This window comes from Paracoccus sp. SSK6, assembly GCF_039770665.1.
GTDB lineage: Bacteria > Pseudomonadota > Alphaproteobacteria > Rhodobacterales > Rhodobacteraceae > Paracoccus.
The window spans coordinates 1-13,511 of record NZ_JBDPNJ010000048.1 but is presented as its reverse complement, the minus strand read 5'-3'; the positions used below and the strand labels follow the sequence as shown (position 1 = coordinate 13,511).

13 protein-coding genes are annotated in these 13,511 nt (G+C 66.8%); 12 read left to right on the top strand and 1 reads right to left on the bottom strand.

The features are described 5' to 3' along the window. The 9 genes from AAIL68_RS16650 to murD all read left to right on the top strand — a co-directional run. On the top strand, window positions 1–1,008 hold a 1,008-nt coding region (locus AAIL68_RS16650), incomplete at its 5' end, for an Mrp/NBP35 family ATP-binding protein (protein ID WP_347140868.1). A 616-nt stretch (window positions 1,009–1,624) separates the two neighbouring features. Next, entirely contained in the window at window positions 1,625–2,137 is a 513-nt protein-coding gene (locus tag AAIL68_RS16645; protein ID WP_347140867.1) for a cell division/cell wall cluster transcriptional repressor MraZ, read from the top strand. A 3-nt stretch (window positions 2,138–2,140) separates the two neighbouring features. After that, a complete protein-coding gene (gene rsmH, locus AAIL68_RS16640; protein ID WP_347140865.1) occupies window positions 2,141–3,106 on the top strand; it encodes a 16S rRNA (cytosine(1402)-N(4))-methyltransferase RsmH in 966 nt (321 codons plus the stop codon). Next, window positions 3,106–3,459: a cell division protein FtsL gene (locus AAIL68_RS16635; RefSeq protein WP_347140864.1), complete on the top strand. Its 354-nt coding sequence runs from the start codon at window positions 3,106–3,108 to the stop codon at window positions 3,457–3,459. The genes rsmH and AAIL68_RS16635 overlap by 1 nt, the downstream gene beginning before the upstream one ends. 5 nt (window positions 3,460–3,464) lie before the next feature. Beyond that, complete coding sequence (locus AAIL68_RS16630) at window positions 3,465–5,294, top strand: penicillin-binding protein 2 (protein WP_347140863.1); 1,830 nt, start codon at window positions 3,465–3,467, stop codon at window positions 5,292–5,294. Then, on the top strand, window positions 5,291–6,790 hold the full coding sequence (locus tag AAIL68_RS16625) for a UDP-N-acetylmuramoyl-L-alanyl-D-glutamate--2,6-diaminopimelate ligase (protein WP_347140862.1): 1,500 nt from the start codon (window positions 5,291–5,293) through the stop codon (window positions 6,788–6,790). The genes AAIL68_RS16630 and AAIL68_RS16625 overlap by 4 nt, the downstream gene beginning before the upstream one ends. Further along, the gene (murF, locus tag AAIL68_RS16620; protein ID WP_347140860.1) at window positions 6,787–8,169 is read left to right on the top strand and encodes a UDP-N-acetylmuramoyl-tripeptide--D-alanyl-D-alanine ligase; all 1,383 of its coding nucleotides are present in this window, start codon (window positions 6,787–6,789) and stop codon (window positions 8,167–8,169) included. Before AAIL68_RS16625 ends, murF begins: the two co-directional genes overlap by 4 nt. 3 nt (window positions 8,170–8,172) lie before the next feature. After that, window positions 8,173–9,255 (top strand): phospho-N-acetylmuramoyl-pentapeptide-transferase, encoded by a 1,083-nt coding sequence (gene mraY, locus AAIL68_RS16615; RefSeq protein ID WP_347140859.1) that lies wholly within the window; start codon window positions 8,173–8,175, stop codon window positions 9,253–9,255. An 89-nt stretch (window positions 9,256–9,344) separates the two neighbouring features. Beyond that, window positions 9,345–10,748 (top strand): UDP-N-acetylmuramoyl-L-alanine--D-glutamate ligase, encoded by a 1,404-nt coding sequence (gene murD, locus AAIL68_RS16610; protein ID WP_347140870.1) that lies wholly within the window; start codon window positions 9,345–9,347, stop codon window positions 10,746–10,748. Window positions 10,749–10,823: 75 nt separating this feature from the next. Here the strand turns inward: murD and AAIL68_RS16605 are convergent, their stop codons facing one another. Continuing rightward, complete coding sequence (locus tag AAIL68_RS16605; RefSeq protein ID WP_347140858.1) at window positions 10,824–11,609, bottom strand: enoyl-CoA hydratase; 786 nt, start codon at window positions 11,607–11,609, stop codon at window positions 10,824–10,826. 57 nt (window positions 11,610–11,666) lie between these two features. Between AAIL68_RS16605 and AAIL68_RS16600 the strand changes: the two genes are divergently transcribed. The 3 genes from AAIL68_RS16600 (at window position 11,667) to rpsI (ending at window position 13,195) form a co-directional block, all read left to right on the top strand. Further along, window positions 11,667–12,107: a PaaI family thioesterase gene (locus AAIL68_RS16600; RefSeq protein WP_347140857.1), complete on the top strand. Its 441-nt coding sequence runs from the start codon at window positions 11,667–11,669 to the stop codon at window positions 12,105–12,107. A 132-nt stretch (window positions 12,108–12,239) separates the two neighbouring features. Further along, window positions 12,240–12,704 carry a 50S ribosomal protein L13 gene (gene rplM, locus AAIL68_RS16595; RefSeq protein ID WP_347140856.1) on the top strand — a complete coding sequence of 155 codons (465 nt, stop codon included), beginning with the start codon at window positions 12,240–12,242 and terminating at the stop codon, window positions 12,702–12,704. A gap of 2 nt (window positions 12,705–12,706) precedes the next feature. Then, a complete protein-coding gene (gene rpsI / locus AAIL68_RS16590) occupies window positions 12,707–13,195 on the top strand; it encodes a 30S ribosomal protein S9 (RefSeq protein WP_347140855.1) in 489 nt (162 codons plus the stop codon). Window positions 13,196–13,511: the final 316 nt, after the last annotated feature.

The window sequence follows — 13,511 nt, the reverse complement described above, 5'->3', positions numbered from 1 at the left end:
TTGGTCAGGGCCATGACGGTGGAGGGCGGCACTGTCAGATTCGTGCTGGAAGTCGCCGACGCCGCGACCGCGCGCAGCCTTGCGCCGGTCGAGGCCGAGGCGAAGCGCCGGCTCGAGGCGCTGCCGGGCGTGGAGAAGGTCCAGATCGTGATGACCGCGCCCGCAGGCAGGCAGGCCGAGCCCGTGCGCAGTTCCGGTGCCGCCCCGTCCCTGCAGATCGGGCGGCATCCGACCGCACAGGCCGGGCCGCAGGCGATTCCCGGCATCAGGAACATCGTGGCCATCGGATCGGGCAAGGGGGGCGTCGGCAAATCCACGGTGACCTCGAACCTCGCGGTCGCCCTGGCGCGGGCGGGGCGCAAGGTCGGGCTGCTGGATGCCGACATCTATGGACCCTCGCAGCCGCGGATGATGGGAGTGTCCGGCCGCCCCGCCAGCCCCGACGGACAGCATATCGAACCCCTGCGCGCCCATGGCGTGACCGTCATGTCCATCGGCCTGATGCTGAAGGAAGGCGAGGCGGTGGTCTGGCGCGGGCCCATGCTGATGGGCGCGATGCAGCAGATGCTGCAGCAGGTGAACTGGGGCGAACTGGATGTGCTGCTGATCGACCTGCCGCCCGGCACCGGCGACGTGCAGTTGAGCCTGTGCCAGAAGGCCGCCGTGACGGGGGCGGTCATCGTGTCCACCCCGCAGGACGTGGCGCTGCTGGATGCCCGCCGCGCCATCGACATGTTCAACAAGCTGAAGACCCCGGTGCTGGGGCTGGTGGAAAACATGTCCACCTATGTCTGCCCCAATTGCGGGCACGAGGCGCATCTGTTCGGCCATGGCGGTGTCGCCGCCGAATCGGCGCAGCTGGGCCTGCCCTTCCTGGGCGAGCTGCCGCTGGAACTGGACGTGCGGCTAGCGGGCGATTCGGGCCGCCCGATCGCCTTGGGCGAAGGCGCCACGGCCCAGGCCTATGCGCGTCTTGCGGCGCGGCTGATCCAGGAAGGCGTGGCCTGAGGCCTGATGTCATTTGGGAATGAACGGGAATACGGGGATTCGCCGGGGGACAGGAGCCAGTTTCCCGGCACTCTCCCGCCTGCGTGAAGCCTTGTGATCGATAAACTCGCAATGCGGACTTTTCTGTGGATAACTGGCAACAGGTGCATTCCGTGAACAGGAACGGCACCTGCCTGCAGCGCAGAATGCAACAAAAGTTAACTTCCTAAATCTGGTAGGTTTTAAGTGCTTGGAGCCCCATCAATGGGGCTTTTTCTGATTCGCAACAGGGGCATGGGCGGTCTGCGGCATTCCGCCGTTCGCGCTTTGGTTTCATGGAGGGGCGAAGAATACCGTTGCTTCCCGTGAATTCCCATGTCAGAACCAGATCACGAAGACGGGCAGTAAAGGGGCGTCAAAGACCCCGCAGGCGAGCAGGCTTTCATACAGGCATCCGTTTTCCAAATAAGTGCCCGCACGCGCGAGCAGCACCTCCCCCAGGTGGCGCGTGACAGGGACAGACCCCGAAAAAGGGGCCAGGACGGGGAACGAGGGCGGCGGATCGGGCGGTGGCAGCGGCCCGGTCCGCCCTTTCTCTTTCGGGCGGGCGGAAGAGCGGCAGTGAGGCAGGCCAAGGGTGGCGCGGAAGTTCAGAGGCACTGAATCCGTCAAGGTCGATGGCAAGGGTCGGATGTCGATCCCGGCCCGGCTGCGGCGCGTGTTCGATGCCGGCGATCCCGCCTTTGCCACCGCCAATACCGGGCGCACGCAACTGGTGGCCGTCTACGGCCCCGACTGGTGGAACTGGATCGAGCTTTACACCATCGAGGCCATTGAGGAAATCGACGAGCAGATCGACAAGCTGACGCGCGGTTCCCCGCAGCGCCGCTGGCTGGAAATGCTGATGAACGGCCAGTCCACCGATCTGGAAATCGACAAGGAAGGGCGCCTGGTCCTGCCGCAGAAATTGCGCGAAAAACTGGGCCTCACGGACGGAACGGAAACGATCTTCGAATCGCGCGGCGATTACATCCAGGTTTATCACCCCGACTCGCGGCCCAAGGATGTCGCGGCGCTAGAGGATTTCACCGCCCAGCATGGGCCGGAATTCGATCCGCGCTCTTTCCTTGACCAGGTGGATGAGGGATAGGCCATGGCCGAATCGCATGTGCCCGTTCTTCTTGCCCCGCTACTGCGTGCGGTCGCGCCCGTCTCCGGGGTCTGGTTGGATGGCACCTTCGGGGCAGGGGGCTATTCCCGTGGCCTGCTGGCGGCGGGCGCCGACCGGGTGATCGGCGTGGACCGCGACCCGCTGGTCTTCGACATGGCCGCCGGTTGGGCGGGCCAGTATGGCGACCGGCTGCGGCTGGTCGAAGGGACGTTTTCGGACCTCGATCACCTTGCAGGCGAACCGCTGGACGGCGTGGTGCTGGATCTAGGCGTCAGTTCGATGCAGCTTGATCTGGCGGAGCGCGGCTTTTCCTTCCTGCGCGACGGGCCGCTGGACATGCGGATGGAACAGGCGGGGCCGTCTGCCGCCGATCTGCTGAACACCGCCGAGGAAGCGGTGATCGCCGATGTGCTGTATCATTACGGAGAGGAGCGCGCCGCCCGCCGCATCGCCCGCGCCATCGTCGCGGCGCGTCCCCTGACCCGCACCGCGCATCTGGCCGAGGTCGTGGCATCCTGCCTGCCGCGCCCCAAGCCGGGGCAAAGCCACCCTGCCACGCGCAGCTTCCAGGCGGTCCGCATCTGGGTGAACGACGAATTCCGCCAACTGGTCGATGGCCTCTCCGCCGCCGAACGCGCCCTGAAGCCGGGCGGCAAGCTGGCCGTGGTCAGCTTTCATTCGCTGGAGGACCGCATCGTCAAGCGCTTCATGCAGGCGCGGTCGAACAGCGCGGGCGGGGGCAGCCGCTATGCGCCGGTGCAGGATACCGCGCCTGCCGCCTTTACCATGCCCTTCCGCCGCGCCATCGGCCCCGACCCCGATGAGGAGGCCACGAACCCCCGCGCCCGGTCGGCCCTGCTGCGCGTGGCGATTCGAACCGATGCCCCGGCGGGCGCCGTCGATGCCGATGCCCTGGCCATGCCGCGCCTGCCGAAAGGGGGACACTGATGCGTCCCTTCACCTATCTTGTCTGCACGCTTCTGGTCATGGGCCTGGCCTTCTGGGCCTATCGCGAGAATTACCGCACCCAGGCCGCCCTGGGCGAGATGACCCAGGTCCAGCGCGAGATCGCGGCCCTGCGCGAAGACCTGGGCGTGTTGCGCGCCGAATGGGCCTATCTGAACCGCCCCGACCGGCTGCGCGAACTGGTGGACCTGAATTTCGACCGCCTGCAACTGGTCCCGCGCGAGGCCGGGCAGGTGATGGACCTGGGCCATGTCGACTATCCCAGGCCGCCCGCCCCGCGCCCGCCCGAACCCCCCGCCGAATCGTCTGACAACCCCGCCGCCCCGCAGGAGTGACCGTCATGATCCGCATCCCCTTGCGTCCCCTGGCCCGGATCCTGCCCGCCCGAGAGCGTGGCGAGAACCCGGACGCCATCGAGGCCGAGAACCGCCGCCTGCGCCACGAGGCGATCCAGGACAAGGCCCGCCGCCGGGCCGAGGGGCGGCTGGCGCTGATGGCCAGCCTGTTCGTGCTGGGCTTCAGCGTTGTGGGGATCCGCATGGGCGCGCTGGCCTCCAGCGACCCGATCGAGCCGCGCAGCGAGGTGATGTCGGCGCAGATCGTCTCGCAACGCGCCGACATCACGGACCGCAAGGGCCGGGTCTTGGCGACGAACCTTCTGACGCATTCGCTTTATGCCCACCCCCACCAGATGGTCGATCCGGTCGGCGCGGCGCAGGGGCTGGCGCGCATCTTCCCCGACCTGGACGGCGACAAGCTGCTGCGCGACTTCACCGGCAGCCGCAAGTTCATGTGGATCAAGCGCAAGATGAGCCCCGAACAGATGCAGGCCGTCCATGACCTGGGCGAGCCCGGCCTGCTGTTCGGCCCGCGCGAGATGCGCGTCTATCCCAACGGCCATATCGCCAGCCATATCCTCGGCGGGTCCGGCTTCGGCAACGAGGGCGTGAACAGCGCCGAGGTTCTGGGCGTGGCAGGCGTCGAAAAGGCCTTCGACGGCTGGCTGCGCGACCCGGCCAACGAAGGCGCGCCCCTGCAACTGTCCATCGACCTGTCCGTGCAGGCGGCGATGGAGCAGGTGCTGGCATCGGGCATGGAGGTGATGAACGCCAAGGGCGCCACCGGCATCCTGATGGAGATCAAGTCGGGCGAGATCCTGGCCATGGCCAGCCTGCCCGACTTTGACCCGAATGACCGCCCGCGCCCGCTGCTGAAGGGCGATCCCTCGGACAGTCCGCTGTTCAACCGGGCGGTGCAGGGGCAGTACGAACTGGGATCGACCTTCAAGATCTTCCCGGTCGCGCAGGCGCTGGATTTGCAGATCATCAACCCCAACAGCGGCATCAACACCACGACGCCGATGCGGATCGGCAAGTACCGGATCAACGATTTTTCGAACTATGGCCCGCAACTGTCTGCGACGGATGTGATCGTGAAGTCCTCGAACGTGGGCACGGTCAGGATCGCGCAGATGATCGGGGTCGAGAAGCAGAAGGCCTTCCTGCAGAAGCTGGGCTTCTTCGATCCCCTGCCGATCGAGATGGTCGAGGCGCCGACCGGCAAGCCGCTGGTGCCCTCCCGCTGGCCCGCCGTGACCGCCGCCACCGTGTCCTTCGGCCACGGCCTTGCCGCCAGCCCGCTGCACCTGGCCGCTGCTTATGCCACCATCGCCAATGGCGGCCGCAAGGTGACGCCCACGTTGATCCACGGCCGCACGCGCCCCGAGAGCGAGCAGATCCTATCGGAACGCGCCGCCGCCCGCGCGGTGGACATGCTGCGCCAGGTCGTCACGCGCGGCACCGCCCGGCAGGCCGAGGTTGAGGGCTACGAGGTCGCGGGCAAGACCGGGACCGCCGACAAGCCGCGCCCCTCGGGCGGGTATTACGACAGCAAGGTGGTCTCGACCTTTGCATCGGTCTTCCCGGCAAGCGCGCCGAAATACGTGATGATCGTGACGCTGGACGAACCCTCGGTCACCGGGCCGGGCGGGCAAAGCCGCACGGCGGGCGCGACCGCAGCGCCCGTCGCATCCGCCATCATCCGCCGCCTGGCGCCGCTGGTCGGGCTGGAGCCAGTGACCGACGAAAAGCTGCCGGTCATCGCGCCGCGCTTCGCCCCCCGTGTTGAATCGCAACCGGGCGATGAGCTAAAGGTCGTCGCAAATCAATGACGGGTGGGACTGTGGGGCAAGGCGAAAAGACGCTGTCGCGGCTGGGGCTGCGGGCAAGGGACGGGCGCGACCCGGTCATTACTGGGCTGTCGCTGGACAGCCGCACCGTGAAGCCCGGCCATCTGTTCGCCGCCCTGCCGGGATCGGCCGTGCATGGGGCCGAGTTCATCCCTTATGCCCTGCGCATGGAGGCGGGCGCGATCCTGACCGACCGCGCCGGGGCCGAGATGGCAGCGGACGCCTTGTCCGGTTGGAGCGGCGCTGTCGTCGTGGCCGAGGATCCGCGCGCCGCTTTGGCGGGTGCCGCCGCCCTGTGGTTCGAAGCGCAGCCCGAGCATGTGGTGGCCGTCACCGGCACCTCGGGCAAGACCAGCGTCGCCAGCTTCACCCGCCAGATCTGGCAGCACCTGGGGCACAAGGCGATCAGCCTGGGCACCATGGGCGTGCAGGGTGATTACGAAGCGAAGCTGGCACATACCACGCCCGATCCCCTGACGCTGCACCGCATCCTGGCCGAGGCGGCGCAGGCAGGCGTCACCCATGCCGCGATGGAGGCGTCGAGCCACGGGTTGGACCAGCGCCGCCTGGACGGCGTGCGGGTCGAGGCCGGGGCGTTTACCAACTTCAGCCAGGACCACCTGGACTATCACGCGGGCTTTGACGAATATTTCGCGGCCAAGGCGCTGTTGTTCAATCACATCCTGGAAGACGGCGCAGCGGCGGTGATCAACATCGACGGCGAACGCGGGCGGCAGATGCTGGACATCGCCACGGATCGCGGGCTGGCGGTCACGACTGTCGGCACCGGCGAAAACGCCATGCTGCGGATCCTGGGACAGCGCTACGATGCGACCGGGCAGGACTTGCGCTTCTCGCTGATGGGCCAGCCGCAGATGGTGCGCCTGCCGCTGATCGGGGGCTTCCAGGCCGAAAACGTGCTGGCGGCATTGGGGCTGGTGCTGGCGGCTGGCGATTCCGCCGAAGCCACGCTGCGCGTGCTGCCCGACCTGCACACCGTTCGCGGACGGATGCAGCTTGTCGCGCAGCGGGACAACGGCGCGACGGTCTTTGTCGATTACGCCCATAAGCCCGGCGCGGTGATTGCCGCGCTGCAATCGCTGCGGCCCCATGTCATGGGCCGCATCGTTTGCGTGATCGGCGCGGGCGGCGACCGCGACCGGGGCAAGCGCCCCCTGATGGGCGAGGCCGCGCGCCAGTTCGCGGATGTGGTGATCGTCACCGACGACAACCCCCGGACCGAGGATCCGGCGGCCATCCGCGCCGCCGTCATGGAGGGCGCAGGCCCCGACGCGACTGAGGTTGCCGACCGGGCCGAAGCGATCCTGCGCGGCGTCGATGCCCTGCTGCCGGGCGACGCGCTGCTGATCTGCGGCAAGGGCCACGAGACCGGCCAGATCATCGGCACCGACATCTATCCTTTTGACGATGCCGAACAGGCATCCGTCGCGGTCGCAGCACTGGACGGCAAGATATGACCTTGTGGACAGCCAATGACGCCGCCGCCGCAACGGTCGGGCGGGCGCAGGGGGACTGGGCGGCGACGGGCGTGTCCATCGACACGCGCACCATCCAGCCGGGCGATCTGTTCGTGGCGCTGAAGGACGCGCGCGACGGGCATGATTTCGTCGCGCAGGCGCTGGACAAGGGCGCGGCTGCGGCCCTGGTCAGCCGGATCCCGGATGGGGTGGATGCCAATGCGCCGCTGCTGATCGTGCCCGATGTGCTGGCCGCGCTTGAGGCGCTTGGCCGCGCCGGCCGCAAGCGCATGACGGGCAAGGTCATCGCCATCACCGGCTCGGTCGGCAAGACCTCGACCAAGGACATGGCGCGCACGGCGCTGGCGGGGCAGGGGCGCATCCACGCGGCCGAGGCCAGCTACAACAACCATTGGGGCGTGCCGCTGACGCTCGCGCGGATGCCGCGCGACACCGATTTCGCCATCATCGAGATCGGTATGAACCATCCGGGCGAGATCGCGCCCCTGTCGCGCCTGGCCCGCCCGCATGTCGCCATGATCACCACGGTGGCCGCTGCCCATCTGGAGGCCTTCGGCGCCATCGAGGGGATCGCCCGCGAGAAGGGCTCGATCTTCCAGGGACTTGAACCCATCGGCCACGCCATCATCCCCGAGGACCTGCCGGTCACGCAAATCCTGCGCGACTGCGCAGACGAGGCGGGCGCCCTGGTCATGGGCTTTGGCCGCGACGGCCAGGCCAAGCTGGTCCAGGCCAAACCCGACAATGGCGCCTTGAAGTGCCGCGCGCGGATCGGCGGCGAAACCGTTGACTTCACCCTGCAAACGGCCGGCGCGCATTTCGCGATGAATGCCGTGGGCGTTCTGGCCGCGCTGGCTACCGCCGGTGCTGATGTGAAGGAGGCGGGCAAGCGCCTTGGCGACTGGCTGCCGCCCAAGGGGCGCGGAGCGGTCGAGGATCTGGCGGGCCTTCGCCTGATCGACGATGCCTATAACGCCAACCCGACATCCTTGTCGGCGGGGCTTGCCACGCTGGCCGGGCTGCAAGGCGGGCGCCGGGTTGCGATCCTGGGCGACATGCTGGAACTGGGAGCGGACGAAATCGCCATGCATCGCGGCATGGCCGATGATCCTGCCATGGCGCAGGTCGATCTGGTCCACAGCGCCGGCCTCCGGATGCGCCACCTGCATGACGCGCTGCCGCCCGCCAAGCGCGGCATCTGGGCGGAAACGGCAGCGGAACTGGCCGGGCAGCTGGCCGATCTGGTCGCCCCCGGCGACATCGTGCTGGTCAAGGGCTCCAAGTCCTCGAAGATCTCGACCGTCGTTGACGCCCTGCGGAAATCGGCGCAAACGCCCGCACCTGAAACGAAAGAATAACCGATGCTCTATTGGCTGAGCGGCCTTTCCGAAGGGGGCGACCTCTTCAACCTGTTCCGCTATATCACCTTCCGGGCGGGTGCGGCGTTCTTCACGGCGCTGATCTTCGGCTTCATCTTCGGGCGCCCGCTGATCAACTATCTGCGCCGGGTGCAGAAGAAGGGCCAGCCGATCCGCGACGACGGACCCGAGGGCCATTTCGTCAAGGCGGGCACCCCCACGATGGGCGGCATCCTGATCCTGTCGGCGCTGTTCTTCTCGACGCTGCTCTGGGCGCGGCTGGACAACGGCTATGTCTGGATCGTGCTGCTGGTAACGGCGGGCTATGCCGCGATCGGCTTTGCCGACGATTATGCCAAGGTCAGCAAGCAGAACACCAAGGGCGTCTCGGGCCGCAAGCGCATGGCGATGGGACTGGCGCTGGCTCTTGTCGCCTCGGCTTGGGCGATGTGGCTTCATCCGGCGGATCTTTCCGGGCAACTGGCGCTGCCGGTCTTCAAGGACGCGCTGCTGAACCTGTGGCTGTTCTTCATCCCCTTCGGGATGCTGGTGATCGTCGGATCGGCCAATGCGGTGAACCTGACCGACGGGCTGGACGGGCTGGCGATCATGCCGGTGATGATCGCGGCAGGCACCCTGGGCGTCATCGCCTATACCGTGGGCCGCGTGGACTTCACCGACTATCTGGGCGTCCACCACGTCCCCGGCACGGGCGAGATCCTGGTCTTCGTCTCGGCCCTGATCGGCGGCGGCCTGGGCTTCCTGTGGTACAACGCGCCCCCGGCGGCGGTCTTCATGGGCGATACCGGGTCGCTTGCGCTCGGCGGCGCACTTGGCGCCATCGCGGTCGTCACCAAGCACGAGATCGTCCTGGCCATCGTCGGCGGGCTGTTCGTGGTCGAGGCGCTGTCGGTCATCATCCAGGTCGCCTATTTCAAGCGCACAGGCCGCCGCGTCTTCCTGATGGCCCCGATCCATCACCATTTCGAGAAGAAGGGCTGGGCCGAGCCGCAGATCGTCATCCGCTTCTGGATCATCTCGCTGATCCTGGCGCTGATCGGGCTGGCGACGCTGAAGCTGCGGTAATCGCACAGTTGCGGTGCGCTGAAGCGCACCCTACGCTGTTTCGCTGAATTGTAGGGTGCGCTTCAGCGCACCATGCCTAAAGGTGCATGATGATCCCTGTTCAAGGCGTCGAAGGACAAACCGTTGCCGTTCTGGGTCTCGGCCGTTCCGGCAAGGCCACCGCAGCCGCCTTGGCAGCTGGCGGCGCGACCGTCATTGCCTGGGACGACGGCAATGACACCCGAGAGGCAGCCGCCGCCGACGGCCTGACCATCACCGATCTGACCCGCGACGATGCCTGGCAGGGCGTGACCGCCCTGATCACCAGCCCCGGCATCCCGCATCTCTACCCGAAACCCCATCCGGTCATTGCCAAGGCCTACGCCCTTGGCGTGCCGGTGGACAACGACATCGGGCTGTTCTTCCGCAGCTATGCGACCGCCGACTGGGAGGGCTTCGACCGCGCCCCCCGCGTGATCGCCGTCACCGGATCGAACGGCAAATCGACCACGACCGCGCTGATCCACCATATCCTCAAGGAATCCGGTCGCCCGACCCAGATGGGCGGCAATATCGGCACGGGCGTCTTGTCGCTGGAACCGGCCGAGGATGGAGAGGTCGTGGTGCTGGAACTGTCCAGCTATCAGACCGAACTCGCCCGCGCGCTGACGCCGGATGTCGCGGTCTTCACCAACCTGTCGCCCGACCACCTGGACCGCCACAGTGGCCACGGCGGCTATTTCGCCGCCAAGCGCAGGCTGTTTTCGGAAGGCGGACCGGACCGCGCGGTGATCGGCGTGGATGAGATCGAAGGGCTGTATCTGGCGAACCAGTTGTCGATGGGACCGGCGGATGACCGGGTGATCCGCGTGTCGGCCGGGCAAAAGCTGGAAGGAGGCGCCTGGTCGGTCTTTGCGCGCAAGGGGTTCCTTTGCGAATACCGAAAGGGGCATCAGGCGGCCTCCATCGACCTGCGTGCCGTGACAGGTCTGCCGGGCGCGCATAACCACCAGAACGCCTGCGCGGCTTACGCCGCCTGCCGCGCCGTGGGCCTTGCGCCGCGCGAGATTGAAGCGGCATTCCATACCTTCGCCGGCCTGCCGCATCGCAGCCAGACCGTGGCCGAGATCGGCGGCGTCCGTTATGTTAACGATTCCAAGGCCACCAATGTCGATGCGGCGGCAAAAGCGTTGCAGGCCTTTGACCGGATCCGCTGGATCGCCGGGGGCTTGGGCAAGGAAGGCGGCATCGGTGCGCTGGCGCCCCATCTGAGCCGCGTCGCCAAGGCCTATCTGATCGGCCATTCCGCCCGCGATTTCGCGCTGGAAATCGGCCAGACCTCCTACGAGATCGCCGAGACGATGGAAGCCGCCGTGGCACGCGCCGCCTCCGAGGCCCAGCCCGGCGACACCGTGCTGCTGGCCCCCGCTGCCGCCAGCTTCGACCAGTATCCGAACTTCGAAAAGCGCGGCGAGCATTTTACCGATCTGGTGAAGGCCTTGGCGTCGCGTTGAGGGCGGCGGGGCAGGGGGCTTTCTGCCCCCGTCGCTGCGCGACTCCCCCGAGGGTATTTGGGCAAAGGTGAAGGATCACGCCCAGCTTGGCGGCCGCTTTTCCAGGAAGGCTGCCATGCCTTCGGCGGTGTCGGGCAGCAGGATGTTCCGGCACATCGCCCCGCTTGCGATCTCATAGGCATTGGCGAGGCCCAGCCGCAGCTGGTCGTGGAAGGCCCGCTTGCCCAACCGGATCGCGGCGGGCAGCTTGGCCGCGATGGTCGCGGCCATTTCCATCGTGGTTTCCGTAAGCGCCTCGGGCGCGGCGATGCGGTTGACCAAGCCAAGCTGCAAGGCGCGGGCGGCGTCGATGAACTCGCCCGTCACCAGCATCTCGAACGCGGCCTTGGGTGGGACGGCACGAGTCAGGGCCACCATGGGGGTCGAGCAGAACAGGCCGATGTTCACGCCATTGACGCCAAAACGCGCGCCTTCCGCCGCCACGGCCATGTCGCAGGACGCGACTAGTTGGCAGCCCGCAGCTGTGGCGATCCCCTGAACCTCGGCAATCACCGGCTGGGGCAGGGCAGGGATCATCTGCATCATCCGCGCGCAGGCATCGAACAGATCGGCGAAAGCCGCAGCTCCGCCATCCGCACCATCCCGCGCCGCCTGCATCTGCCGCAGGTCATGGCCTGCGCAGAAGGCCCGGCCATTCGCCGCCAGGACAACCACGCGGACGCCATCTTCATCGGCGATGTCGCGCAGCGCATTCGTCAGCGCGGCGATCATCTCGACCGACAGGGCGTTGTAGTTGCCGGGGCTGTTCAGCACCAGCCGCGCGATACCGTTGCCGTCCTGCCGCTGGATCAGGTCCGCCATCTTGATCTCTCCCCTTGTTTGCCGGAAGCCTATGCGGCGACAGGGCAGGGGGAAAGCATGGAAATCGTCATGGACGCGCAGGCGCTGAACGCCTTTCTGGCCGCGGATTTCCCGCAGGTCGCAGGCAGCATCAGCGTCCAGTCCGTTGCGCAGGACAGGCTTGTCGCGCGGCTGCGGGTGGAGGACCAGCATCTGCGGCCCGGCGGCACGGTCGGCGGCCCGACGATCTTCGCCCTGGCCGATGTGGCGATCTATTGCGCGATCCTGTCGCGGATCGGGCCGGTGGCGCTGGCGGTGACGACGAACGCCTCGATCGACTTCATGCGCAAGCCTGCGGCGGGGGGCGAGCTGCTGGCCGAATGCCGGATCCTCAAGCTGGGCCGCAGCCTGGCCGTGGCCGAGGCGCTGATCTTCTCGGATGGGGGTGCCGATCCGGTGGCCCGCTGTTCAATGACCTATTCGATTCCGCCAAAAAGGCCGGAAAACAGCGGATTGTGATGTGGTATCTTGATACCTATTTCGCAAGATATTGGTTTACATGAAGATATTAGTGTCCGTGGCGCTTGACGGATCGCCCCCGATCCCCGATACACCGCCATCTCGAATTTCACGACCCTGAAGGGACGAAAGATGAAAACCTATACCGCGAAACCGGCGGAGATCGAGAAGAAGTGGATCCTGATCGACGCCGAGGGCGTCGTTCTGGGCCGCCTCGCCACGATCGTCGCCAATCGCCTGCGCGGCAAGCACAAGCCGACCTTCACCCCCCACATGGACATGGGTGACAATGTCATCGTCATCAACGCCGACAAGGTGCAGATGACCGGTAACAAGCGCGATGACAAGAAATACTACTGGCACACTGGCCATCCGGGCGGCATCAAGCACCGCACCGCGCGCCAGGTGCTGGAAGGCGCCCACCCCGAGCGTGTGGTGATCAAGGCCGTCGAGCGCATGATCAGCCGCAACAAACTGGGCAAGCAGCAGATGACCCACCTGCGCGTCTATGCCGGTGCCGCGCACCCGCATGAAGCGCAGCAGCCCGAAGTTCTGGACGTGAAGGTCCTGAACGCCAAGAACACCCGGAGCGCGTGATTATGGCCGAAGACATCAAGAGCCTCGACGATCTGAAATCCGTCGTGTCGGGCAATGCCGCCGTGGCTGAGGCCCCCGTCCGCCGCGAAGCGCAGCGCGACCAGCAGGGCCGCTCCTACGCGACCGGCAAGCGCAAGGACGCGGTTGCCCGCGTCTGGGTCAAGGCCGGTTCCGGCAAGGTCGTGGTGAACGGCAAGGACATCACGGAATACTTCGCCCGTCCCGTTCTGCAGATGATCCTGCGCCAGCCCTTCGACGTGGCAGGCGTTGCCGGTCAGTATGACGTGCAGGCCACCGTCAAGGGCGGCGGCCTGTCGGGCCAGGCTGGCGCCGTGAAGCACGGCATCAGCCAGGCGCTGCAACTGCACGAACCCAGCCTGCGCGCCGCCCTGAAGGCCGCCGGTTTCCTGACCCGCGACTCGCGCGTCGTCGAGCGGAAGAAATACGGCAAGGCGAAAGCCCGCCGCAGCTTCCAGTTCTCGAAGCGCTGATCCCGGCGACATGCTTTCCAGAAGGCGCGACCTGCAAGGGTCGCGCCTTTTTCGTTTCCGCCTTGCCACCGATTCTTCATCCGCGCGTTACAGGCACGGGCGAAACTGCCTGGATCATGGGCAACGGGACGATTCCCCGTCTCGAAACAGCGACAGGAGCGTGCCGAAGGGCGGAATCGGGTTAGGATGGCAAGGGGGATTCGCCCTGGATCGGGATGGAAGGTCATCGACAGCTATCCCGGCAGGGGTGGCGGGCCCTGAAATTCGCGTGTCGAAACAGGGTCTTGCAAGAAATTTGCTTGCAAGGTCCAATTTT